This window comes from Geopsychrobacter electrodiphilus DSM 16401, from assembly GCF_000384395.1.
GTDB lineage: Bacteria > Desulfobacterota > Desulfuromonadia > Desulfuromonadales > Geopsychrobacteraceae > Geopsychrobacter > Geopsychrobacter electrodiphilus.
Window position 1 is genome coordinate 3,706,707 of sequence record NZ_ARWE01000001.1, and the last position, 25,460, is coordinate 3,732,166.

Genomic DNA, 25,460 nt, shown 5'->3' on the forward strand with positions numbered 1-25,460 from the left:
GGGGGTAGGCCATTTCTATTTCCTGCCGGAGATTCAATCGCCTGATTGAATCTCAGAGTTCGATCTTCGTCCCGAGAACCTGTAAAAACTTGGAGAGCCATTCGGGATGGGCGGGCCATGCCGGAGCGGTGACCAGATTCCCATCAACATGAGCGCGGTCAACCGCAATCTCCATGAATTTTCCGCCGGCGAGGGTAACATCCGGCCCAACCGCCGGATAACAGGAACAGGACCGTCCCTTAAGAACCCCGGCCGCCGCCAGGACCTGAGCGCCATGACAAACGGCCGCGATCGGTTTGTTCGCCGCAGCAAAATGTTGCACGATCGACAGAACAGTTTTATTGAGTCGAATATACTCCGGTGCGCGCCCACCAGGGATGACAAGAGCGTCATAAGCGTCAGCCTTGATATCGTCAAAGGTCGCGTTCAGGGCAAAATTATGACCGGGTTTTTCGCTGTAGGTCTGATCCCCCTCGAAATCATGCACCGCAGTCCGTACCGACTCTCCCGCCTTCTTCCCCGGACAAACCGCATGAACCGTGTGACCGATCATCTGCAGCGCCTGAAATGGGACCATGACCTCGTAGTCTTCAACAAAATCGCCGACCAGCATCAGTATTTTTTTGGCTGCCATCAGTAACTCCTTTGGTTTGAGTTGATCCGGTCCTAACTCGATTGCAATACTCTTTTAATTGCCCTTTCATGCTACCAGAGTTCTGGTTAACGGCAATGTCGAGGTCATGTGCCACTGGGCATAAAAGGAGACAGATTTATGGCCGTTTATTGGCAAATAAATCTGTCCCCTTTTTGTGTATTTCGAGCAGCAAACCTATGAGGGGTCAGGAACCGGGCTGCAGGCTCCGCAGGTAGATCAGCATTGAGTCGAGCTCGGTCGATTCCAGGGCGAGCACCTTCCCTTTGAGGGCGCCGCGGATACAGGAATTGATCCTCCCCTTGAGCTTGGCGTCGTCGTAGCCAGCAATCTTCTCCAGCCCTTTTCCCTGCGAATGACAACTCGAACAGCTCTTGCCGTTGCTCCCCAGGGTGGGCGACTCGAACAACTGCTTGCCAAGATCGGCGGTCGGGGCCTGGGCGGCGAGACACGGACTGGCAACAAACATTAACAGCATGATAGTCAGGATCAGTTTCATAGTGGGCTCCTTGGGACAATGGGTCGGCTTTTGCGCTGCGATGGTGACATTATACCAGCGAAAAAAACCTCGGAGAGAAGACAACCCATGTATCTGTCTTCTTTCCTCCGCATTTGCTGAAAAAACTAGGGACACTTCCCATATTTCCTTCAATGGGAGCAGGCCAAGGGGTCAGGTTTAATTTCGGATATTCACTGCTGGTTTCGTCGTCCGAAAAACATTAAGCCCCTTGTAGCGCGAAAAGATTAAATCTGTCTGGCAAATGATTTCAGGTCTGAATCAGTCAGTCTGGTATTCAACCTTCGACAGGGGTCCCGCAACTCACCGGATTTTCTCCGGCTTCCCGCTGGGCCTTAATTTTCAGACAGGTATGCTCGCCACCACAGAGAATCTCGCCGCAGGATGCACAGCACAGGTTGGTAATCTCTTCACGGGGGCAAAGATTCAAGAGATCTCCATTAACTCCACCTTTGGCGGGGCAAATGTATTTTGTCATTTTTCGACTCCAGAATGAATAGCTTTGAGGGGACAGGGTCCAAACTGCCGGGGCATTTTAGGCTATCGGCTTGCCACTGTCCAGAAACCTGTGATGATAAACATCACAGTCACCCCACACCCTTCTGCGGTTCAATCCTGCGAATTGCCCGGTTCACGCCCCTGGCCACCAACCTGACCTTGACGATCCCCCTGCCCAACCTCTTTGCACTTCACAGGGTATTTTCCTGATTATTTTGTACAATTTTTCATAAGATAAAAAGGGTGCATGGAAAATATATCTGTTTTCTTTTCGCTCCGCCTTGATCGAGCCGACGACTGCCTGATATCGTCGGTTCGATTTTATTGATCCTGTGCTTTTTAGTGTAAACCTTCTGGTGATTGATCCGTCTAATAGTAATTTGGCCTGCACTCTGCCTGAATAGAATTTCCGTTTGAACAACAATTGAAGGAACCGGGTCGCGATGAAGTTTCAGACCAAACTGATAATTCTGACCTTGCTGGCCAATCTGCTGCTCGCCGCGGGTGCCTGGCAGCTGATGATTGGCGTTAACGCGGTGCAAAAACAGGTGCAGCTTTTTGTGCCTGCGACTGGCTATCTTCAGGGGATCTCCGGTGTTCACTCCGCGCTGACCCGCCAGGCGAGGGAGAGTCTCGATTATCTGATTTCTCGCAATCCTGCAGATAAAAAAAACTTTTTCACGACCGGTAAAGCTTTGGACAAGGCCTTCCTTCTGTGGCGGGAATCGGCGGCACAACAGTTGGCGTTAAAGGTCGAGGGAGAGCAAGAGGATCTTGAACGGGCGGAGGCCACCTACCTGTTGTATCTTGGCTGGCAAAAAGAGATGCGGGAGATTTTTGCACTGACGGATCAGCAGAAATGGGTGATGGCCCTGAAAAAATTCCAGGGGGCGTGGGAGACCCACCTCAACAATAAACTCTTCCCGGCCATCAATCAGGCCCTGCATGACGGAATGGTTGAAGTCGAGGACACCTACCATGGGCTGACTTTGGCGGTTGGAATTATCCCCTGGGATCTCACTGCCAGCAGTAGGCAACTGGATGAGATTCACAACGTGATGAATATTTTGATCGACGGCAATCAGGTTAATGCCAGCGTGAACAGTCAGTTTTCTGCTTTGATCGACTATTTGTTAAATAACAACGCGGATAGCCTTGAACGCTATGAGCACAGCAAAATTATCAGCCAGGAAGCCTTGGCTGACTGGTTACACGTTGCCGAGAAAGCTGAACCGAGTGATCATCAGCCCTCGGCGACGGGCCAGCAAATAGCCGCGATAGACCGCACCTTTCAGCGGTTCGCGCAGCAGGCAGAATCTGCTATTGCATTGAAAAAAGCCGGGCTGACCACCCGGGCCCTCGCGCTTATCGGAGGACAGGATGACAGCCTGATCGCCGACTTTCATAACAGCACGTCCATCACCATCCGCGATGGAGCCAAAGCTCTGGTCACCCGAGCGACCGCAAGCCGCACCACCGGGATTTTATTTTTGTTTTCCATTTTCGGGTTTATCAGTCTCTTTTCGCTGGGAATCGTGCGGGAAATGTTCGCCTCTCTGAAAACACTCAGCACCGGTATGGATTGTATCGGAGCCGGCGATCTGAGTCACAGGATCGTTCTTAAGGGGGATGACGTCACGGGCCGCCTGGCTCAAACCTTCAACACCATGATGGACAGCCTGTGTCACTCCCAGCGTGACTTGAAAAAACTGACCTCCGAACTGGAACAGCGGGTGGAGAACAGGACTCTGGAGTTGGAAGCTGTCAACCGTGACCTTGAGGCCTTTAACGCCATGGTCTCTCACGACCTGCGCTCACCCTTGGCGATTATTTCAGGCTACTGTGAATTGCTATTGGCGAAAGAGATGTCTCAAAGTGATGAGGCCGTAGAGCAAATTGCGTCCGCCGCCGACAATATAGCTCAGATCGTTTCTGCCCTTGAAAATCTGACCTGTGCCAGCCTGAGACCCCTTAATGATGAAAAGATAGACCTGAGCCAGATGGCCGCAAAGGTCATCGCAGAGTTGCAGTTCAATTCCCCGACAAGCCCCCTCGACATCCAGATCCATCCGACGCCGCTCGCGGTCGGTGATCCACACCTGCTCGAAATTATGCTGACCAACCTGTTGGGAAACGCCTTGAAGTACTCGGCCCAGACAGCCTTACCCCGAATCGAATTTGGTGCGTTTAGCGAACAGGGGCAAACTGTCTGGTTTGTGCGAGACAATGGCGCTGGTTTCGACCATCTCAAGAAAGATATGCTCTTCAAACCGTTCGGACGCCTCCACTCGAGCAAGGAGTTCCCCGGCACTGGTATCGGGCTGCTCACGGTGCAGCGCATCATTCATCGCCATGGTGGGGAGATTCACGCCGAAAGCAGGGTGGGAGCAGGAGCAACCTTCTATTTTTCGTTTGGCTGAGACGCAATCCAGCGGTTTCAATGAGCAAAAAAGGACAGATTTATTTATGGCCGGTTATTAGCAAATAAATCTGTTCCCCTTTCGTATGTCAGGGTTTTGCGGACAGGGAAGAAGAGGTCCGTATTTTTCCCTTCAACCAATCAGGCCAACTGCCCTGATCTTCAGACGGGTAAGTCTGTAATTGTTGCCCTTGAGGGTTAAGGAGTTCGGGCCATTTGCATTCCAGGATAGATGCCGCCCCATGTAATCCGGAGACAGCCGCCCCGGACACCCCATGGGCGACCGTGCTCGCGCCGACGAGTCTCAGGCCTTTGATTTCAGTATTTACCCGATAGGCCATAGGCCCAATTTGTGAATAGCTTTTCTCCGTGCCGTAAGAGCAGCCGTTGGTCGCCGCTGTGTAGTGAGCATTGGTGAGAGGCGTTCCCAGTTCACAAAACACAACATGTTCGGTAATGCCCGGGATAACTTTTTCGAGAGTCTTGAAAAACATTCCAACTATTTTTTGTTTAAGAATTTCGTATTCTTTGGGTCTGGATCCAGACTCGGTTCCTTCGAATTGTCGGAAGCTGTCATATCCGACAAAGGTGACAACCTCTAAGGTATGCCCTCTGCCATTGTAACTTGTCGGATCCTTCAGGGTCGGAGCTGAGATGAAGAGGGCCTCGAAGGACTCTTTAGCGTAGAGCCCGGGATCCTGAGCCCTTTGGAAAACCTGGTCAAAATCAGCTTCCGATGAATACCAGATATTCCCGGAATCCAACCCTGCTGCCGCCATATCCATATCAACCGCTAAAAACAGAACAAGAGAGGGGAGTGAGTACCTGGTTTTGTTCAAACGTTTTTTGAGTTTCCTGCTCAGGTGCGTTTCTCCCACCAGACCATGGAAAGTCCTGTGTGGATCAGCATTCGAGATGATGTGTCTCGCCCGCAGTTCTCTGCCATCGGCGAGCTGAACACCCAGAGCCCGACGTCCCCTGCCGGTTGATTCGGTGAGAATTTTCTCTACGCCGAGCCCGGTCAGAACTTCACTCCCTGCAGTACGAATAGCCTTGACCAGTGCCCGGGCAATGGCGCCCCCGCCGCCCCGTGGATAATACCCGCCATGCTCGTAATGACGGGCCAGCCCGGCATGCAGCATCATCATTGTCCTGGAGGGCGGCAAACCCTGATCACCGCACTGAACCGAGAGAATTCCGCGCACCACAGAATCGGAAATCAGCCCCTCCAGGATCCGCTTCAAACTGTAGAGTCCGTAGCGACCGATATGCCGGGTTCGATAGGGCATCAAAATGACATCTTTGATGCTGTCGATCTCAAGGAGGAGGGGGAATTGGTACACAAGGTTCTGGAGCAACTCCATGTACTTGCCGATACCCTTGCCTTCCTGGGGGAACCTTTGCAAAAGACGCTCGGTCATGGTGGGAAGATGGGCGTGGTAGTCGAATTTCACCCCGGCAATGTGGCAATGCTCATAGTGCTGGGGGTTTTGCTCAAAAAAGATCAGATCGTTGGCCGCACCGAGACCTTCATAGATGGCCCTTGTTTCGTCACCTGGTCCCAAACGGCCGACATAATGAACGCCAGGACTGAAGGTAAAGCCGCACTTGCTGAAGTTTTGGCACCAGCCACCCGGGGCATGGTGCTGCTCTAAAACCAGGACCTTTTGCCCGGCACGCGCCAGGGCAAGAGCTGAGGTCAACCCGCCTGAGCCCGAGCCAATAACGATCGTATCTGCATCGAGATTCGTCATCTATCCCCTCTGTATTGATTGTTCCCCAAACAGACCAGATTCATTTTCAGCGCTGTGAATAAATGTATCCCCGAATCGACAAAAAACAAAAAAGGCTGGAAAATAAATCTGCCCTCTGGTCGTAGGAACAATAAAGGCGATGGGCCCTAACATGTCAAGCTGCATGCAGAGCTACTCCCGCGGAGACCCCGCATTCCCGGCTCCGGCCATTGCGGAGCCTTTTATTTCTGTTAATCTTCAAGCGTCAGTATTATTTATGAATTGTTTGTAATTTTTCTGCGGCAGGAATGGAATGCCCTCTTCTTGCAGGGTGTCTGTACGTAGGGAGCGGCGGAGCTATGAACGAACAAGTCGTCATTTATCTCAAAAGCGGGCAGAGCGTCAACGGTCAGCTCGCACGCACGTTTAAACCGAACGATATCGATATCGAGATACTGACCGCGAGCGATCAAGGGCGGGAGTTGTTCTCCCTTGAAGAGGTCTGTGTGGTCGCTTTTGCCAAGGCGCCAAGCTGGCTCAGGTTTGACGCGCCGGATGGAAACGAACAGATTCAGACCACCGCCGGAAAGACTTTTCATGCCGAGGTCTTTTCCGCAGATCATTGCCGGCTCGGTTTCTTCGGCCTGTTGTTGGACAAGACTGCGCCCTGCCGGACAGTATTCTTTACCTTCAGCGGCGTTCGGTCTCGTAATCAGGAGCGCCACGTCGGGCAGATCCTGATAGACGATCAACTCGTCTCGCAAAAACAGATGTCCGAAGTCCTCGACAGCCAGGAACGGCTACGCAAGCGGCGTCTCGGCGAGGTGATCGCCGAGACGGCCGAGGTTCCCATGGATACGATCGAAAAGACTCTAAAAAGTACCGGGCCCGTCCCCGCAACCTCAAGCCATATCCGGGTTGGTGACATTTTGGTCGAGTCGGGGCTGGTGACGCGCGAACAAGTGGAGAAGGCCTTTGCCAGCCAGGAGAAGGGGAAGAAACTCAAGGTCGGCGAACTTCTGGTCAGTCGCGGACTGATCACCGAGAAGCAGTTGCTCAAGGCATTGGCTGACAAGTTCCGCCTCAGGTTCGTCGATCTCAGCACGCTCATCCCCTCTCCCGAGGCCCTTGACGCAATCTCAGAGGGGCTTGTCGGACGGTTGCAGATCTTTCCGTTAGAGTTGAATGATCGCACTCTGGTCGTCGCCACCTCCGCCCCTACCGACCCGACAGTCAGAGATGCTCTCGGTTTCAGTACCGGGTATGCTATCGAACTGGTGGTGGCAACCGAGAAACAGATCGTCCGCGCGATAGAAACCTATTACCGCAGTCAGGATGTCATCAGCAGCCTGCTCAACGATATGGATGAGGAAGCACAGTCGATCACGGTACAGGAGCGCGCGGACGATGAGGCGTTGAGCAGCGAGACCGATTCGACGGTGATCGCCGTGGTGAATCGCCTGCTGGTCGATGCTTATAAACGGGGAGCCTCCGATATTCACTTCGAACCGGACGGCAATAAAAATCCGATCCTGGTCCGCTATCGCATCGACGGCGAATGTGAGATCGCCCACCGCATCGCCAGTACCTACAAAGGCGCGATTGTGGCGCGATTGAAGATTATCTCGGGTCTCGACATCACCGAACGACGGCGTCCGCAGAGCGGCAAGATTCTTCTTCATTTCCAGCAGCGTAAGCTCGAATACCGGGTTGAGGTCACGCCGACGGTCGGCGGGCTGGAGGACGTGGTGCTGCGGCTTTTGAGCGCATCCAAGCCTCTGCCTCTCGCCGAGATGGGCTTCATGCCCTACAATCTGGAGCGGTTCCGTGCTCTGCTCGAAAAGCCCTACGGCATGATTCTGTGCGTCGGGCCTACCGGGTCCGGTAAGACCACGACCCTGCATTCGGCCCTCAGTCAGATCAACACCCCGAAACGCAAGATCTGGACGGTCGAGGATCCGGTCGAGATCACCCAGGCCGGGCTGCGTCAGGTTCAAGTGAACCGCAAGGTCGGGTTCAGCTTCGCCGAAGCGCTACGTTCTTTTCTGCGCGCTGATCCCGATGTGATCATGATCGGCGAGATGCGTGATGTAGAAACCGCCAAGATCGCCATCGAAGCCTCGCTCACCGGCCATCTGGTCTTCAGTACACTCCACACCAACAGTGCTCCCGAGACCGTCGTCCGCCTGGTCGAAATGGGTCTCGATCCATTTAACTTCGCTGATGCGCTGCTCGGTATCACCGCTCAGCGCCTGGCGCGCCGACTGTGCGCTTCATGCAAGGAGCCGCTTCAGCCCACGCGCGAGGTCTACGACGAACTGCTGGTCATGTTCGAACGCGAAGCCGACCGACTGCCGGAATCGCTACCGGCGTACGCTGACACGCGCTTTATGGCGGCCAAGGGGTGTGATCGCTGCAACGGCAGCGGCTACCGTGGGCGCATCGCCCTGCATGAACTGCTGCTCAGCTCCTCCGGGATCAAGCGCGCGATCCGCAATGGCCTCAGTGTTGAAGAGGTCAGACAGATCGCTCTCGAGGAGGGGATGTGGACACTGCGCATGGACGGAATCATGAAGATATTCTCCGGGGAGACAGATCTGGAGCAGGTCAACAAGGTGTGTATCTAGCGGGACTGGTCCGGGGGGGGGCAAAGCTCTTCCGACATGAGCAGCGGGGTCAGGCTTTCGCGGTCGCAAACTTCAACTATGTCATTCGTAACAACGGTCAATCGTCAGCTCTTAAAAAGGGCCGTTCCAGGACAAAAGGGGTCAAGTCTCCTTTTGACACATTTATCGTCGGTTTGCTACACTCCCCCGTGTGAATCGCGGGCGGCCGGCGTGGGGAAGAGATCTTTTCTGCGTCTGATGACTTTCTGATGTTCATCAAGCTGCTCCAGGAAAGCGCCGAACAGTGGCAGGTAAAAATCTGCGCCTACGGTCTTTTATCAAACCATTACCATCTTCTTATCCAGACACCCTTGGGCAATTGTAATGCTTAATGCGTCACCTCAACGGCCTATACACCCAGCGTTACAATCAAATAAGGACGGACTGTCGATCAGCACCCGCTTTGGTATGGAGGCTATAGCTCCGCAAGCAGCGCAATAGAGCTAATCAATTAAAAGCGGGCAACATGCTCAGAACTTCAGCAACGGATTAATATAATGAAACGACAGCTCGCAGCAGATACGTGTCGAGCGGAGATTTGACACCTCGTTTACGAATTGGAATTGACCATGACCAGTCAGTCGGATCTTATCGAGAGTGTCTATCGGACCGCCAGCGACCCGAATAGTTGGGAGACACTCCTTCGTGACCTGGTAAAAGCGACAGATTCCAGGTCGGCCCGGCTTCTAATCATGAACACCGGGGCCAACCACGTCTTATCCAGCCTCAAGATCAACATTGATGATCACGCCCATGGTCAATATACAGATTACTTCGTCAATAAATGCCCTTGGCGGCCGGAGTTGTTGCGTATGGCACCGGGCAGACTTTATTCCACTTATCTCCATTTTTCCTGCCGGCAAAGAGAATTCTATCAAACCGAATTTTTCAACGACTGGGCCCGCAAACTCGATATTCACCATGGGCTCTGTGGCACCGTCTATCGTGATTCCCGACAAACCGTTCAGCTGTTGATCCAACGTACTCGGGACCAGGGACATTACACCGAGGCCGATACTGGCTTTGTCAATTCGCTGGTCCCTCACATGCAGCATGCTTTGCTCGTAGCGGAACAACTGGCTCAGTCTTATGCCATGGCGCAGGCTACAGCCATAGCGACGGAGAACGAGGCCCTGCCGTTTATCCTATTGGATGAAAATTTGCGCCTTGCATACTGTAGCCAAGGAGGAAAACTCTACCTCAGAGAGAAAGCTCTGTTGCAGATGAAAGATGGCAGGCTTTTCCTCAACGATGTATTAAAGAACCACCGCTTACAGCAGTTGCTCAGGCAATGCCTTGATGCAGCGCGGGCCGTCGATTTTCAGCCCCGCGGCGGAAGCATGCGTTTGCCACGGGCAGACCGGGCAGATGTGCAGTTGCTAGTTAAACCGTTGCACGCGGGACTTCGTCCCCTGGTTGGCAGGTCAAATTCATTTGTCGTCATCTATTGCTATGCACCGGATGCTCAGATCAGGCTCGATCCGGAGCTGTTGCGCGAGCTCTATAACCTCTCTGCTGCCGAAGCGCGGGTGGCTGTCGCCATGGTCGAAGCTCCGGGTTCGGACGAGGTCGCAAGACGCTGCGGCATTAGCCTGCATACCGTGCGCTCGCATATTAAATCGATTTTCAGTAAAACCCAGGCCAAAAACCGGGCTGAACTAATGAAAATTCTCCTGACCAGCCCGGCGCGAAAACTTTAGCTGGATATTGAACAAGTCCGTTCAGGGCGTTCTCAACTACGCCAATCCCTGCCACGGGCCGTTTTTAACTGCTTTTTCGTGCACTCCACAGCGGTATCGCGGCCCCTGGGCTCAAACTATTAAGGACACTGGTATGACGAAGACTTTGAATGCAGTCACGGTCCGCACTGTCTCTGCTCACGACGGTCTGGACATGGTTTGCGATTGTGGCGGGGAAGGAGAGTTGCTGATTTTGTTTCTACATGGCTGGACCTGCCGCCGCACTTACTGGCGGCCCCGTCCTGGGCGCTGCCTTTGTGGCGGGATCTGCTGGCCTGGAGTCCCAACGCTGCCTTTGAGGAGTTGAATATCCCGATCTACGCGATCAATGGAGCCCTGATCCCGGAATCGGCTCGCGATCGCTGTGCCGGATTCGTCACCGAAACTCTCATGCCGGGCGCCGGCCATTTCCTGCAGATGGAAAACCCAACAGCCTTCAATCAGGCCCTGGAGAGGATTCTCGACCGGCTTAGCTGACCGTTATCCTAATCAAGGCTGCAAATAACCGAAGTGATTTTAAACGCACTCATGCCCGTCCCTCCTGGGAAACCTCTGCACTTTCAGTAATTCTGACGTCACTATGGACGAAAAAGTATGAGGTGTGGGCTTTAGCGCGAGGCTGAAGTGTGATGAAACAAAAAGGGCAGGCGATCGGACACAAAGACCGCCTGCCCTTTTTGTTGTAAGGGTTGGCTGACAACCCGGATGCCGAGAAAACTCCCGTCGGTTATTTCCTCGTGCTGGTGTTAATGCCGCCGGTGTACCAGGTGGCCACCGCGCGCGAGGCGCTGGCTACTGCCACCTGGGGAGAGGCATACTCGCTGACCCCGTTGGCCAGGTTCTGGGGTGGCTGCCAGGTGCTGTCGGTGGAGTTCTTCACGCTGGCACGCAGGTCTAAGTTGGTACCGTTGTACTGTAGCCACACCGCGGCGGCATTGCCATCCCCATCCATGGCGACGTAGGGAGCCTGGGTGTTTCCGGCGTCGGTTTCGACCAGGGTCACGCCCTCCCAGAGGCCGGTTGCACTATCGTAACGATTGGCCGCGACATTGTCCTCCCCCTGGACAGTGTCGAACTGATCCCAGACCGCCAGGACATTCCCCGCCGCGTCGGTGGCGAGTTGAAGGGAATTCGACGAATCCGCGCCGGAGATCTTTGCTCCAGGCCCCCAGCTTCCGGCCGCCTCATCGTAGCGGATGGTCCAGATGCTGATATGGGGATTGTCGCCGGGGGCCTCGTCCCGCACCAGCCATGCGACCATGATATCGCCTGCCGGGTCCATAACCAGCTGCGGAATTATGGAATTCGTACTCGGGTCAGTCGGGTCGATGGTCGTCACCGCCCCCCAGCTGTCGCCGGTGAAGTCGTAAGTCGTGCTCCTGATCCGGTTGCTGAGACTGGCGGCGGCATATTGGTTCCAGACGACGGTCGCCTGACCGGCGTCGTCCACGCCGACCTGCCCCCAGACGGCGTCGCCCTCATCGCTTTCGACCTTCAGGGCGGTTCCCCAACCCGAACCGGGGGTGTAGGTGTTGGCCCAGAGGTTGTAGACGGAGGTATCGGTCTGCTGCCATACGGCGACGATCTGCCCGCTGGCGTTGATGGAGACCTGCGGATGGAAGCAGTAATAACCCCCGCTCATGGTGGGAGAGCTGATCTGCTGCGCTGTCCCCCACCCCGACCCGGCAGTGTAAATGTTGGTCCAGACGAAGGACCCGGACGACCCGATCTCCACCCAGACCGCCACCGCATCACCGGCGGCGTTCATGGCCACCTGAGGCAAATCGGGATCGAGGCCCATATCATAGACCGTTTCCCTATTACTCCAGGTATCCGATGTCAGGTTATAATGGCTGGCATAAATGGCTCCAGATCCCGCCCCGTCGCTATAGCGCCAGACGGAAATGGCGTCACCTGAAGCATTCATTGCCAGGTCGGCCCCAAAGCTTCCAGAGAGAGAGTCGAGGCTCTGCGGCGTATGCCAAGTCGCGTTGGTGGTGACTGTCAGACTGTCCGGCACACTGTCGGTGGTGCCATTATTAACTATCAGTTGAATGACAAAATCCCCCGCTACGTCCGGGGTGAAACTGGGAGTCGAGGTGGTTGGAGCAGTCAGCGCGGTCAGCGCGCTCCCCGTGGGGACGGAGCTAAAGCTCCAGTCATAGGTTAGCTGGGCGTTGCCGACATCGTTGCTGGTGCTGCCATCAAGCGTCACCAGACTGCCGGTGGTGACAACCTGGTCAGCACCGGCGATGGCTGTCGGGACATTGTTGGCCGGCGGGGCGGAGTTGTCACTGTTGCTGCCGCATCCGGCTAATAAAAGCACAGAGAGTAACAAACTGACGATAAGCAGTGCTCGCATGGTTTTCCTCCTGAAGATACGAAAATCGAGTGATGAATGGCAAGAAAACACGGAAAAGAGACGATGGCTCTGCCTCTGCGTTCAAATGCCAATAACGAGATTTCTTGTAATTAAGGATGAGTTCTTACCGCCTACCTTTATTTTTTTCGGAAGGCGCGACCATTTAACCACGGCCTCTACCCGATAAGCCCTGCGAACGAACCGACCTACCTTCATGACTTTCTACAGCGAATTCGGGCATAATATCGGAAGAAAGGGTGGAAATCATCGCCCAATTGGGTGAATTTAAGGTGCAAACAGGCGGTCGATGAGGGGAAGATACCTTGTCATCCTCCGGTGGCTTTCTGAGGTTTATCAAGCGGCTCAAGGAAAGAGGCCTGAAAGGAATTTTGATGAAATTAAGGTCTAAGGGCTTGCCAGGGTGCAAACCTGAATAATGTTATGCCAAAGGTTCCCGAGGCACCTCCCCTTATCGATATCCAGATTTACTAAACCACTACACCGCCAGATGAAGTCCGGGCCTGCGATTCGGCTTGAACCATTTCGGCTTTGCCTGTTAACCTGCAGAGGATGGTCTGAGGAGTAGATTTCACCATTGAACTAATAAAAAGGAAAAGATTATGGCTGTAGGATGGGCACGTGACGGAGCAGTGCAGGAGCAGATCGACGCCAGTGTGGCGGATGCGGTGGACCGGGCGAGGAACAACATGCCGAAAGGGGAGAGCCACTCCCACTGTCTGGAGTGTGAAGGAGAGATCCCCCTGGCTCGCCGCAAAGCCGTACCCGGCGTCAGCCTGTGCATTGAATGCCAGTCTGAGCTGGAAACAAAGCAGGGCCCTGTCGCCGGTTATAACCGCCGTGGAAGCAAGGACAGCCAGTTGAAATAGCGCCGCGCCGCTGAGATTGTAAAGACAGCTGTTCCCCTTCGAAAAAAATTCATTAGTTCCGCTCACCCTCCCCCCCTCGCCTAGAGCTTCCCCATCACCAGCGACACATAACGAGAAAAACCAGGGAACTGTGCTTACTTTGTGCCGAAAACAATACTTGCCCCGCCGATGTCTGGCGGGGCCATAGTTATTCCCGAGGCAGTCTTTTGGGGTCAGCTGCCGCCACCCAGGGCCTTATACAAGGTCACCAGGTTATCAAACTTCACCAGCTTCGTGCCGATCAGCTGCTGCCGGGCGCCAAACAGGGAGCGCTGGGCGTCAAGCACGTTGAGGTAGCTGTCGACCCCCTTGTCATAACGGGCTTGGGACAGGCGATAGCTCTCGGCGTCGGCAGCAGTCAGGGCCTGCTGCGCCGCCATCTGTTCATCGATGGTCCCGCGTCGGGCAAGGGCATCGGCCACCTCCCCAAAGGCGATTTGGATCGCCTTCTCGTAGCGGGCCACGGCGATTTTTTGGTCGACCTTGGCAACCTCGAGGCCGGCCCGGCTGCTGCCGGCGTCAAAGATCGGCACGGTCACCTGGGGAACGAAATTCCAGGTCAGCGAACCGCCGGAAAAGAGCCCTGAGAGCTCGCTACTGCCGATACCCAGGGCACCGGTCAGGGTGATGCGGGGAAAGAATGCGGCCCGGGCTGCACCGATGTTGGCGTTGGCGGCCTGCAACTGGTGTTCAGCCTGAAGGATATCGGGACGCGCCAGCAGCACCGTCGAGGGGAGGCCGGGTGCGACCTCGGTGAGTGCGGTCAGATTCTGGTCCAGAGAGGTCGGCAGCAGCTCCGCCGGGACCGTCGTGCCGGCCGCCAGGGTCAGCGCATTTTTATCCTGGGCCACCAGCGTGGTATAGCGGGCGATGTCGACTCGAGCCGCTTCGACGCTTGTTTTTGCCTGCTGCAGGTCGAGAGCCGAGGCGACACCGGCGTCGTAACGACGCTCGACCAGCCCGTAGGCCGCCTGCTGGTTAGCCATGGTCTTCTGCGCCAGCTGCAGGCGCTCCTGGTCAGCGGCCAGGTTCAGATAGCTGCCGGCGACCTCGGCGATTAGACTGATCTGCACGCTGCGCTGCGCTTCGGCGGTGGCCAGGTATTGCTGCAGGGCCTGGTCCTTTAGGCTGCGCACCCGACCGAAGAGATCGAGCTCATAGGCGCTCAAGCCGAGGCCGACGTTGTACTGACGCGTAGTGCTCTGCCGGCCGGTCCCGGAGAGGTCCGCCGGCAGGTGGCGAGCGGTGCTGCTGCCGGTCCCGTCGAGTTGCGGGAAGAGGTCGGCGCGCTGGATACGGTAGGCGGCCCGGGCCCGTTCGATGTTAAGCAGCGCCAGGCGCAGATCACGGTTGTTCTTGAGCGCCAGGTCGATCACCTGGCGCAGCTGAGGAGCGAGAAAATACTCCTGCCAGGGAATGGCAGCCAAGGGCCTGGATCCTGCCGTCGCCGGAGCATCCCCGGGCCAGGCGGCCGCCACCGGGGCGGCCGGCCGGTGATAATCTGGCGTCAAGGTGCTGCAGCCAGCCAGGAGCAGGACCAGACCGAACAAAAAGAATCTCTTCGGTTGCATATCAGTCCACCTCCACTACTTTGACGGGGATGACCTTCTTTTTCCGGGCAACCAGTTTCGACACCATCACGAAAAAGAACGGAATAAAGATCAGGTCGATGAAGGTCGCCGACAGCAGGCCGCCGGTCACGGCGGTACCGATGGCGTTCTGCGCGCCGGCTCCGGCGCCCTTGGTCAGGGCCAGGGGCAAAGTGCCGAAGAAAAAGGCCAGGGAGGTCATGATGACCGGCCGCAGCCGGATACGGACCGCCGTCAGGGTCGCCTCCACCAGCTCCAACCCCTCGTTCAGCTGGGCCTTGATGAATTGGATGATCAGGATCGCGTTCTTGGTCGACAGCCCCACTGTGGTCAGCAGACCTATCTGCAGGTAGATATCATTGGGCAGTCCCCGCAGGGTCACCGCCGCCACCGCCCCGACCAGCCCTAAAGGCAGCATCAACAGGTTGACGAAGGGGATGGTGACGCTCTCGTAGAGGGCCGCCACGGCGAGAAACACCACCAAAAGCGAGATGGCATAGAGCGCCGGAGCCTGGGCCCCCGCCTTTTTCTCCTCGTAGGAAAGGCCGGTCCATTCATAGCCGATGCCGGGTGTCAGCTTGGACACCATCTGTTCCATCTCGGCCATCGCCACGCCGGTGCTGCCGCCGGGCGCGGCCTGGCCGAGGACCTCCATCGAAGGAATGCCGTTGTAGCGCTCCAGCCGTGGCGAGGCGTACTCCCAGTGGGCAGTGGCGAAGGCCGAGAAGGGGACCATCTCCCCCTGGTTGTTGCGCACGTACCAGCGATCGATATCCTTCGGCAACATCCGGTAGCGGGGGTCGGCCTGAACGTAGACCTTCTTGACTCGCCCGTCCTGAATGAAGTCGTTGACGTAGGAGCTACCCCAGGCCGTCGAGAGAACACTGTTGATGTCCGCGATCGAAACCCCCTGGGCGCCGGCCCGCACATCGTCGATGTCGAGCTTGAACTGGGGGGCGTCGTTCTGACCGTTGGGGCGTACCGCGATCAGCTTGGGATTCTTCCTCGCCATACCGAGCAGCTGGTTGCGTGCCGCCATCAGCTTTTCATGGCCGAGGCCGCCGCGATCCTGCAGCTGCAGATCGAAGCCGTTGGCCACCCCCAGCTCGAGCACCGCAGGCGGTGCAAAAGCGAAGGCGAGACCGTCGCGAAACTTGGAGAAAGCCGCCATCGCCCGGGCAGCGACGGCCTTGGCCTTCAGCTCCGGACTGTGGCGCAGATCCCAGTTCTTGAGCTTGACAAAGGCCAGCCCCATGTTCTGACCACGACCGGCGAAACTGAAACCGGCCACGGTGATGACCCCTTCCACTGTTTTCTTCTCATCCTCGAGAAAATGCTTCTCCACCTTGCGGATAACCTGGATCGTCCGTTCCTGGGTCGCGCCGGCCGGCAGTTGAACCTGGCAGATGATGAAGCCCTGATCCTCATCTGGAAGAAAAGAGGTGGGGAGCTGCAGGAAAAACCATCCCATGGCGACGACGATACAGCCGTAGACAAGCAGGTAGCGCAACGGCTTGCGAAAGGAATGGCCGACAATCCGCTCATAGTTGTGACGAAAGAATTCGAAGGCCCGGTTGAAGTAGCGGAAAAACCACGGGAACCAGCCATGTTCGCCGGCATGATGTCCCTTGGGGACCGGTTTCAGAATGGTGGCACAGAGGGCCGGGGTCAGGATCATCGCTACCATCACCGAGATGATCATGGCGGTGATAATGGTGATGGAAAACTGACGGTAAATGACGCCGGTCGCGCCGCCAAAAAAGGCCATGGGCAGGAAGACCGCCGTCAGCACCGTGGCGATCCCCCACAGGGCGCTGGTGATCTGTCCCATCGACTTGACGGTGGCGTCGTGGGGAGAGAGCCCCTCCTCGAACATGATGCGCTCGACGTTCTCGACCACGACAATGGCGTCGTCGACCAGCAGGCCGATGACGATGACCAGGGCGAACATGGTCAGGGTGTTGATCGAGAAACCGCTGATGGCGAGCACCCCCATAGTGCCGAGCAGCACCACCGGCACCGCAATGGTCGGGATCAGGGTGGCGCGGATGTTCTGCAGAAACAGGAACATGATGACGAAGACCAGGCAGACGGCCTCGAGCAGGGTGCGCACCACCTCCTCGATGGAGATCTTGACGAAGGGGGTGGTGTCGTAGGGGTAGACCACCTTCATCCCCTGGGGAAAGTATTGCTCCAGTTCGGCCATCTTGGCCTTGATCCGGTCCCCCGTCTCCAGGGCGTTGGCGCCGGACGCCAGCCGGATCGCCATCCCACCGACCGGTTTACCGTTGTAGAACGACTGGATCTCGTAATTCTCGGTGCCGATCTTGGTCTCGGCCACATCTTTAAGTCGCACCGTCGAACCGTCGGGGTTGGTGCGCAGGATGATAGCATCGAACTCGTCAGGAGTCTTCAGCAGGGTGCGGGCGGTAATAGTGGCATTGAGCTGCTGACCCTTCTCGGCCGGCAGTCCACCGAATTGGCCAGCCGAGACCTGGGCGTTCTGGGCCTGCAGCGCCGCGACCACGTCACTGGTGGTCAGGTGGTAGTTGTACAGCTTGGCCGGGTTGACCCAGACCCGCATGGCGTTCTGGGTGCCGAAGAGAAGAAGCTCGCCGACGCCGTCCAGGCGGCTGACGACATCCTGAACGTTGGAAACCATATAATCGGTCAGAGCGTTACGATCCATCGAACCATCTTCCGAGACCAGACCGACGATCATCAGGAAGTTCCGGGTCGATTTGACGACCTGGATCCCCTGCCGCTGCACGATCTGCGGCAGCAATGGCACGGCCAACTGCAGCTTGTTCTGGGTCTGGACCTGGGCGATGTTGGGGTCGGTGCCGGCCTTGAAAGTCAAGGTGATGGCGACCGCGCCGGTCGACTCGCTGGTCGACGACATGTAGAGCAAGTTGTCGATGCCGTTGAGCTTCTGCTCGATCAACTGGGTAACCGTGTCCTGAACGGTCTGGGCCGAGGCCCCCGGATAGACGGCACGAATAGCGATCTGCGGCGGCGCGATGGGCGGATACTGGGAAACCGGCAGGGTCTTGATCGCCAGCAGGCCGGCCAGCATAACGCCAATGGCGATCACCCAGGCAAAGATCGGGCGATTGATGAAAAATTTAGGCATGGCGGGTCTCCTCTACTTCGCCGCGGCGGCGGGAGTGAAGGGGACGGCATTGATCACCGTTCCGGGACGGGCGTGCTGAAGCCCTTCCACGATGACCCGATCGCCGGGCTTGAGCCCGCCTGTAACCAGCCAGTTGTCGCCAACCGTCCGCGCCACCTGGATCTCCCGCGGCTCGATCTTTTCTCCGGCACCGACGACCATGACCAGGGCGTTGCCGGCAGGATTGCGGGTCACCCCCCGCTGCGGCACCAGCAGCGCCTGTTTCATGAGCCCTTCCTCGATGGTGGCTTGCACGTACATGCCCGGCAGCAGGACCTCCCCGGGGTTGGGAAAGACCGAGCGCAGGGTGACAGAGCCGGTGCTCGGGTTCACCGTGACATCGGAAAACTTGAACGTTCCCTGTTGGTCATAACTGGTGCCGTCCTCGAGGACCAGGTGAACCTTGGCCTGCCCGGCCAGGGTCCCCTTGAGGACACCGCTGGCCAGTTCACGCTTCAGGCGCAGCAGATCGGCGCTCGACTGGGCCACATCCACGTAAACCTGATTCAGTTGCTGGATGGTCGCCAGGGGGGTTGTCTGGCTGGCGGTCACCAGGGCGCCGGTGGTAACCAGAGAGCGGCCGATGCGGCCGCTGATCGGCGCCTTGATGGTCGTGTAATCGAGATTGATGCGGGCCGTATCCCGCGCCGCCTTGGCCACCTGTACCTCGGCCTCGGCCTGCTTGAGGGCAGCCGCGGCATCATCGTAATCCTGTTTGCTCACCGCGTTGATCCTGACCAGCTCGGCATAGCGCGCCTCCTTCAGGCGCGCCGGGTCGAGGTTCGCCTCAGCCTTGGCGAGAGCAGCCTCGGAGCTGGCATAGGCTGCCGCGTAGGTAGCCGGATCGATCCGGTAGAGGACCTCGCCCGCCTTCACCTCGGCCCCCTCTTTGAAGAGACGTTTTTGCAGAATGCCACCGACCTGGGGACGGACTTCGGCGATCAGATAGGGGGACACCCGGCCGGAGAGTTCAGTGGTGATCGGCAACTGCTGAAACTCCATCACCACCACGCCTACCTCGGGCGAAGGATGGGCCTTGGGGGAAGGTGCTGCGGTGCTCTGCTCGCTACAGGCGCTCAGACTGAAACCGGCCAGCAGCAGACCGACGATGACAAACTGTTTCGAATGGTTCAGGATGTTCATGACGTCTTCTTTCTATTTTGATGTCCTATGGTTTTTTTGGAATTGTGGCACAGTTGGAAATTTCGCGTCCAGTTGCTGCGCACCGCCGGCCAGCAGGGCAAACGACAAAGCAGGATGAAAGCCCGAAGGATCCAACCGATGACGAATACGCCCAGGGCCCGCAGAATGGTCGTGCAATCCAGCACCTGCCGGACCACGATTACCATCAAAACCGGCGGGTGTCAAGATAGTTGTCGCCTCAGTCTCATTATGCCGCTTCGCTACAAAGGTCCTCTTCGGAGGACCTTTTCCGTTCAGGGTTGAGTCGAACGGTTTTGATCGGTTCCCAATTGCGTGTTTGCCGCGTCCATCGACAGGGGTTTTTCTGTCGTGCTTGCTCATAAACCTCTTTTCGCTTGTTCAACTTCAGGGCCTCTCGCCCATAGTGCCGATCATCCGGCGTCACGAAGCGGATCTCGCTGTGCTGGTGCTCGGTGTTGTACCAATGAACGAATGCGTCAACCCACCGTTGGGCCTCGTACTCGGAGGCAAATGGTCGTGATGGATATTCTGGCCGATACTTCAAGGTGCGGAACAGCGACTCAGAAAACGGGTTGTCATTGCTAACTCCAGGACGGCTGAAAGACGGTACGACGCCCAGGCGTTGTAAGGTAACCAGCATGGTGGAACCCTTCATCGGGCTACCATTGTCGGAGTGCAGAACAAGCCCTTTTGGATCGACACCGTGGCGGTGGAAGGCCTCGACACAGAGCAGTGCACTGTTCTGTCCACACTCCTTTGAAAAGACTGTGGCTGCGATGATCTTGCGACTCCAGACATCCAGAATCAGGTACAGATAAAAGAACTGACCGGCGATCGTCGACCTTAAGTAGGTAATATCCCAAGACCACACCTGGCATGGCCCGGTGGCCACTTTCTCACGGGGGCGGCGGTGCGTTGCCGGTCGACAACGTTCCCGGTGAGCCAATTGATTCGCCTCGCGCAAGAGGCGGTAGAAGGTAGATTCCGACCCAACGTACCGGCCTTCATCGGCCAGACGGGGAACGATCTGCTTGGGTGACAGTTCCCGATACTGTGGTGAATTGGCAATTGACATCACTTCCTGCCGCTCTACTGGTGTTAGTTTGTTGGCCGGTACAGTCAATGGGCCATGACGACGATCGTCACCACCCTCTTGATGGGACCACCGCTGAATAGTGCGGTCCGTCAGTCCCAACGCCTGAGCGGCAGGCTTCAACCTAGCGCCACCAAGAATAGCTTCATCGATCAATTCGAGGACCTGCTGCCGCTCTAACGGACGGTGTCGTCGTCCTCGTCCCCCCATATTTCCCGGGCTTTTTTTTTGAGAACCAGTAGCGCTGCGGTTTCGGCCAAAGCCTTGTCTTTGCGTCGAAGTTCCTTCTCCAACTCCTGAATACGTTTGGTCTCGACTCGTTTAGCAGGCTTTGGTTCAAGTCCAACGAGCATCTGATCACGCCACTGCTGAAGCAGAGCATCATGTAAGCCTCGGCTGCGCAAAAAGGCACCAAATTCTTCCTCGGAAAGTGAGGCCGCTTCCAGAACGGCAGACAGTTTCTCTTCGGCACTCCAGTCTTGTGGTCGTTTCATATTGGACAGCCTCTTCATTGATTCCGCAAATGACGGTGGCTCGGCAGGGGTAGAAATATCAATCGTATCAGCTTCACTCACCCATCGGTAGAGTGAGCTGCGTGACACGCCAATCTCCTCAGCCAAAGAGACAGGGCTTGGACCATCTGGATCGGTCATTTTCTGAATCATCAAAGAACGAAAAGCGGGGGAATATCTCATCGGCATGGTGGGGCGTCTCCTCTCTATTTTTATTTGAGGCGACAACTATGCTGACACATGGGGAAACTGAAAAGGAGACAGATTTATTTTCCACGGACTTATATTTTTTTGGGGAGGGATGTTCCGGGGACAGTTTACTTAATTAGTGCCCTGTTTTATACAACCACTGCAATTTGATGCCAGGCAACGTTTGACCGGTCAGCCCTGGCTTTGCCCCCCCGCAAGCCCCTGCACTCTCCCGACCTGACCGTCCTCCAACCTGACCTTAATCCCCCGCGAATGAAACGCTGACCTGGTCAGGAGATCCTTGACGATCCCCCTGGTCCGCTTACCTGTGCGCTGGTCCTGCTTGAGGATAATTTCTACGGCAAGCCCGGGGATGATCTCCGCTCTGTTCTGTCCATTCATCGATTCAGCTCATCTTCTCTTGTTTGAAATTCAATACAGGGCCAATAATCCCCTGGACAGTTTATTTGCTCCTCAGAGGGGGAGGCCCTTATCCAGACACCATTTGCGCAGCAGCTCTTCGATCCGCTGCTCTTCATAGATATGCCAGAGGTCGAGCAGGTGCAGTCGGCGCATCAGATCCTTCACGTTGCGAAAGGCCCCGGAGCGGGTAAAGATCGCCTTGACCTGCGGCACCTCCGCTTGAGCGTGGTCATTGAAGAACGCGAGGATCAGCCCCTTCCCCGGGTCGAGATCCTGCCTGCGAGGGATGAGGAGATAGTCGGGGTCGTTATCGGCCTCGGGGGGCGCCTGGTCGAACCCGAGTTCAATCGAGGCCAGAAAAACCTTGCCGCTGACCCGGTGGACCAGCGCCCTGCGGTCGCCTGGTGGGCCGTTACTGATGTAGTTGAAAGCGTCTTCTATCGCGTCGTAGGACATGCGCACCCTTAGGCTAAGAATTCTGCTGCTTGGTTCCTGAGAGTGAATCCTACCACGCTTCGGAGTAGCGGGGACATCTCACTCAATTGACGAATGGGCCCTTAAAGGCCGCCTGCTTCTTTAACTCCATTCAGCACCGCGAATCTACGAGTCTTTGTGAAAGATCCGGATTGCCCACCCCATCTGATATGCATTTCAGGTGTTATCCCGAATCAATTGGGCCAGATCCTTATGCGCTTTTTTCTCACAATCCGGGCAGAGGCCATGACTGAACACGGCATCCGTATGCGTGCTCACATAGGTCTCGACGCCACTCCAGTAGCCTCTGTCATCCCGCACTTGCTTGCATGAGGCGCATATCGGGAGCATCCCACTTAATTGTTTGACATTGGCGAGAGCTTCCTGAAGTGCCTTATTATTTATTTCAAGTTCAACAGAATATCGTCGCAATGCTTCCTCCGCCTGCTTATAGACGGTGATATCTTCATAAACCCCCAATATACCTATGGTTTCATTCATGTCGTTATGCAAGGGCACTTTGGAGGTCCGTACCCAGATTTGCCCCCCTTCCGGGGTCGTCTGTGGCTCATCGTAAGAAAGCTTGGGTATATTGGCATCCATCACCTGCTGGTCATCGGCTCGATACAGCTCAGCTTGATCTTTCCAACCCAGCTCGAAATCGGTTTTGCCGATCAATTCTTCAGAACGGGTCAACCCTGCGTCTTTCGCGAGCAAAGTGTTACCGCCCATAAAGCGTAAATCGCGGTCTTTCCAAAACACGCGCAGAGGAATGGTTTCGATAATCTTGGTCATCAGCTCATGTTGCTTGCGAATTTTTTCTTCCGTCTGCTGATGCTCCATCATCTCCTGCGTGAGCATTGCATTGACATTCGATAAATCTCTGGCGGATTTTTCGATTTGTTCGGCATGTCTGCCACTGAAAAGCAGAAAACCTGCAACAAGGCCTGTCACCGCAAAACCCGCAAGGAGTAATGCCCAAAGATGTAGATTGGCCGTTGCTGCGACAAAGTCCGGCGTGGCCGAATAACGTACCACCCATTGCCGCCCAGCAAACCCGAGGGTTTTTGTTTTACTAAAGCCGGCTTCAGATTGCTCCTGTTTTACCAGGGGGGCGTTGCGAAGACGTGATTCATGTCTATAAAGGAAGCGTTCTTTCGCGGACGCCGATGCATCAATGATGGAAAAGTCGACACCTTCCGGTTCCAATAAAGCAGTCGCTTCTTCGACAATATTGTTGATCCTGAATACGCCCAGCATGAAACCTTCAAGATTGTCCCGACGGGTCTGGTCAGTATTGATCCGCACCCCTTTGCGGTAGACCGGCGCAAAGACGATAAATCCGAATTGATTTCCGGTCTCCCCGGAGAGGCTTATTCTTCCCGTAGCTTGAACCTCGCCACTCCTGGCCGCAATTTCCATAGCTGTCCACCATGCTGTATCGGTAGCAAGGTCAAAGCCAAGGTCTGTGTTACCCAAAGAGGGCTCCATAAAATAAATGGGAAAATATTCCTTGCGCTGCTCCGCTCTTCCCATCTTTCCTGGCGAAATAGGTTCGGTGAATTGAAAATCAGGGAAGCCGTCTCTTCTTGCAGCACTTTCGTATAATTTTCTTTCGGAATCCGGCACGCGCGGTATCCATTCGAGCGCCTGAATACTTAAATGGCCTTTCAGGGCATGGCTTGCAAAATCTCGAAACTCAACCCGCTTCAGAAGTTTGGACCTTTCCAGATCATGGGTGGGAAAAAATATAGCTTGAGCTGATTCAAGGACGTGCAGATTAAGGTCTATCTCTCTTTTCAGCGCGAAATAACGATTCTCCACGGCATGATTGAAGTGTTCCTGCCGATATTTCTCTTCCTGGTAATAACTCGATAAGGAGATAAAAAAGGACAAGGCGATGCCTGAGACCGCTATTGCGGCAATGGTGATATAACGAAAGCGCTTATTGGCCAAAGAGAGAGTCATTGTTTCGCCACCGCTATTAATTCCATTAAAACTCATTCCTCTTGTTGATTTCCTTGAAGGTTTCAAGGACCACCGTATCAAAATGTTCCAGCATGGTCAGGCCGTCACCCTCGGTAATAATCTTGAATGTTTTTTGAGGGTCAAAAACCGGGTTATAGGGACTTTGACTCCGCAACGCGGCATATTGGTCGACGAGCATGAGGATCCTGCCCTCCAGGGGAATTCTATATTGGGGGAGTTCCGCACGACCCCTTAAAGGCCGCCTGCTTCTTTAACTCCATTCAGCACCGCGAGTTCGGCGAACCTTTGTAAAATATCCGGGTTATCCACCGCAGGGATAGGCCTTTTCAGGTGTTATCTCGTATCAGTTGAGCCAGCTCCTCATGTTCTTTTTTCTCACATTCCGGGCAGAGGCCATGACTGAACACGGCATCCGTATGCGCGCTCACATAGGTCTCGACACCGCTCCAGTAGCCCCTGTCATCCCGTACTTTTTTGCATGAGGCGCATATCGGCAACATGCCGGTTAATTGCTTAACCTTGGCAAGAGCTTCCTGCAACTCCTTGTTTTTATTTTCGAGTTCCGCGGAATATCGCTGTAATGCTACTTCGGCGTGCTTGCGCTCGGTGATATCCACAGCATAGATGCGAATGCGGTTGACATCCTGAACATAGGAAATATGCAGTTCATATGTCACTTCGCCTATTGCTCTTTCGGAAATTGTTTCCTCTGGCTTTTTGTCTTGCCGCAAGACCCTGATCGTCTCCATCGAGTCGTGCAGCAAAGGATGTGACTGCCCCATGGCACCCAACCCGGGAAACAGCCTCTCGGCCGCCGGATTAAGGAAGGTGATCTCCCCGGCGGAGTCAAGTTCAATCACCGGGCTTGGACTCAGCCTGGGAAATGAGGACAGGCGCAGAATTTCTTCCCGTGCCTGCTGGCGCTCGACGCCATGTTTGATATTTCGTAGTAAATCATCCATCTGGTAGGGTTTGACCAGGTAAGAAAAGGCCCCTTGACTGGTCGCCTCGATAGCGCTGTCCATTGAGGCATTTCCGGTCAGGATAATGGCCTCGGTCAGCGGCGACATGGCCTTGAGACGTGCCATGACCTCAAGGCCGGGCATGTCCGGCAGCACCAGGTCGATCAGGGCAAGGCTGATGTCACCTGACTCCAGCGCCGCAATGGCCTCTGCGCCGGTGCCGGCAACGGCCGTTGCATAGCCCTTGACCCTCAAGATGTCGCCAAGGGTCTTCCTGATGTTCGGATCATCGTCCACCACCAGGATCTTTATCTCAGCATTCATGGTTCTTCTCCACTTCTGCCAATGCCGGCAAGGTTTGCAGCTTTTTTATCCAGATAT

General features: G+C 55.7%; 19 protein-coding genes. 5 read left to right on the forward strand and 14 right to left on the reverse strand.

Annotated elements, in window-relative coordinates; genetic code table 11:
* Window positions 1-52: 52 nt before the first annotated feature.
* From D888_RS0117395 to D888_RS0117405, 3 genes are all read right to left on the reverse strand, one after another.
* Complete coding sequence (locus D888_RS0117395; protein ID WP_020677856.1) at window positions 53-634, reverse strand: DJ-1/PfpI family protein; 582 nt, start codon at window positions 632-634, stop codon at window positions 53-55.
* A 205-nt stretch (window positions 635-839) separates the two neighbouring features.
* The gene (locus D888_RS0117400) at window positions 840-1,151 is read right to left on the reverse strand and encodes a cytochrome c peroxidase (protein WP_020677857.1); all 312 of its coding nucleotides are present in this window, start codon (window positions 1,149-1,151) and stop codon (window positions 840-842) included.
* Window positions 1,152-1,446: 295 nt separating this feature from the next.
* Window positions 1,447-1,647, reverse strand: coding sequence for a hypothetical protein (locus tag D888_RS0117405; protein WP_020677858.1), 201 nt, complete (start codon window positions 1,645-1,647; stop codon window positions 1,447-1,449).
* A gap of 463 nt (window positions 1,648-2,110) precedes the next feature.
* Between D888_RS0117405 and D888_RS23390 the strand changes: the two genes are divergently transcribed.
* Window positions 2,111-4,087 (forward strand): sensor histidine kinase, encoded by a 1,977-nt coding sequence (locus tag D888_RS23390; protein WP_020677859.1) that lies wholly within the window; start codon window positions 2,111-2,113, stop codon window positions 4,085-4,087.
* Between the two features lie 88 nt (window positions 4,088-4,175).
* Here the strand turns inward: D888_RS23390 and D888_RS0117420 are convergent, their stop codons facing one another.
* The gene (locus tag D888_RS0117420) at window positions 4,176-5,840 is read right to left on the reverse strand and encodes a phytoene desaturase family protein (protein ID WP_020677860.1); all 1,665 of its coding nucleotides are present in this window, start codon (window positions 5,838-5,840) and stop codon (window positions 4,176-4,178) included.
* A 338-nt stretch (window positions 5,841-6,178) separates the two neighbouring features.
* On the opposite strand from D888_RS0117420, the gene D888_RS0117430 reads away from it, so the two are divergent.
* From D888_RS0117430 to D888_RS22185, 3 genes are all read left to right on the forward strand, one after another.
* Window positions 6,179-8,446, forward strand: coding sequence for a GspE/PulE family protein (locus D888_RS0117430; protein ID WP_020677862.1), 2,268 nt, complete (start codon window positions 6,179-6,181; stop codon window positions 8,444-8,446).
* Between the two features lie 608 nt (window positions 8,447-9,054).
* The gene (locus D888_RS0117435; RefSeq protein WP_020677863.1) at window positions 9,055-10,185 is read left to right on the forward strand and encodes a helix-turn-helix transcriptional regulator; all 1,131 of its coding nucleotides are present in this window, start codon (window positions 9,055-9,057) and stop codon (window positions 10,183-10,185) included.
* A gap of 198 nt (window positions 10,186-10,383) precedes the next feature.
* Window positions 10,384-10,701 (forward strand): alpha/beta fold hydrolase, encoded by a 318-nt coding sequence (locus D888_RS22185; RefSeq protein ID WP_211215676.1) that lies wholly within the window; start codon window positions 10,384-10,386, stop codon window positions 10,699-10,701.
* A 250-nt stretch (window positions 10,702-10,951) separates the two neighbouring features.
* Here D888_RS22185 and D888_RS0117445 read toward each other — a convergent pair whose 3' ends face one another.
* Entirely contained in the window at window positions 10,952-12,586 is a 1,635-nt protein-coding gene (locus D888_RS0117445; RefSeq protein ID WP_020677865.1) for a PKD domain-containing protein, read from the reverse strand.
* Window positions 12,587-13,206: 620 nt separating this feature from the next.
* Between D888_RS0117445 and D888_RS0117455 the strand changes: the two genes are divergently transcribed.
* A complete protein-coding gene (locus tag D888_RS0117455; RefSeq protein ID WP_020677866.1) occupies window positions 13,207-13,473 on the forward strand; it encodes a DksA/TraR family C4-type zinc finger protein in 267 nt (88 codons plus the stop codon).
* 212 nt (window positions 13,474-13,685) lie between these two features.
* On the opposite strand, the gene adeC is transcribed toward D888_RS0117455, so the two are convergent.
* The 9 genes from adeC to D888_RS23395 all read right to left on the reverse strand — a co-directional run bounded on the left by adeC (window position 13,686) and on the right by D888_RS23395 (window position 25,403).
* On the reverse strand, window positions 13,686-15,083 hold the full coding sequence (gene adeC / locus D888_RS0117460; protein WP_020677867.1) for an AdeC/AdeK/OprM family multidrug efflux complex outer membrane factor: 1,398 nt from the start codon (window positions 15,081-15,083) through the stop codon (window positions 13,686-13,688).
* 1 nt (window position 15,084) lies between these two features.
* Complete coding sequence (locus D888_RS0117465) at window positions 15,085-18,234, reverse strand: efflux RND transporter permease subunit (RefSeq protein WP_020677868.1); 3,150 nt, start codon at window positions 18,232-18,234, stop codon at window positions 15,085-15,087.
* A gap of 12 nt (window positions 18,235-18,246) precedes the next feature.
* The gene (locus D888_RS0117470) at window positions 18,247-19,416 is read right to left on the reverse strand and encodes an efflux RND transporter periplasmic adaptor subunit (protein ID WP_020677869.1); all 1,170 of its coding nucleotides are present in this window, start codon (window positions 19,414-19,416) and stop codon (window positions 18,247-18,249) included.
* 247 nt (window positions 19,417-19,663) lie between these two features.
* Window positions 19,664-21,225, reverse strand: a protein-coding gene (locus D888_RS22190; RefSeq protein ID WP_156827136.1) for an IS3 family transposase whose coding sequence is annotated in 2 segments (ribosomal slippage) — window positions 19,664-20,751 and window positions 20,751-21,225 — 1,563 coding nt in all. Because the reading frame shifts where the segments join, the coding sequence is not laid out codon by codon here.
* 198 nt (window positions 21,226-21,423) lie between these two features.
* Window positions 21,424-21,633 (reverse strand): YwbE family protein, encoded by a 210-nt coding sequence (locus D888_RS0117490; RefSeq protein WP_020677873.1) that lies wholly within the window; start codon window positions 21,631-21,633, stop codon window positions 21,424-21,426.
* Window positions 21,634-21,705: 72 nt separating this feature from the next.
* Entirely contained in the window at window positions 21,706-22,110 is a 405-nt protein-coding gene (locus tag D888_RS0117495) for a hypothetical protein (RefSeq protein WP_020677874.1), read from the reverse strand.
* Between the two features lie 195 nt (window positions 22,111-22,305).
* A complete protein-coding gene (locus tag D888_RS24485; protein ID WP_020677875.1) occupies window positions 22,306-24,132 on the reverse strand; it encodes a CHASE domain-containing protein in 1,827 nt (608 codons plus the stop codon).
* The gene (locus tag D888_RS24215; protein WP_020677876.1) at window positions 24,122-24,295 is read right to left on the reverse strand and encodes a hypothetical protein; all 174 of its coding nucleotides are present in this window, start codon (window positions 24,293-24,295) and stop codon (window positions 24,122-24,124) included. Before D888_RS24215 ends, D888_RS24485 begins: the two co-directional genes overlap by 11 nt.
* A 148-nt stretch (window positions 24,296-24,443) precedes the next feature.
* Window positions 24,444-25,403, reverse strand: a complete 960-nt coding sequence (locus D888_RS23395) for a response regulator (protein WP_020677877.1) — start codon at window positions 25,401-25,403, stop codon at window positions 24,444-24,446.
* Window positions 25,404-25,460 lie beyond the last annotated feature (57 nt).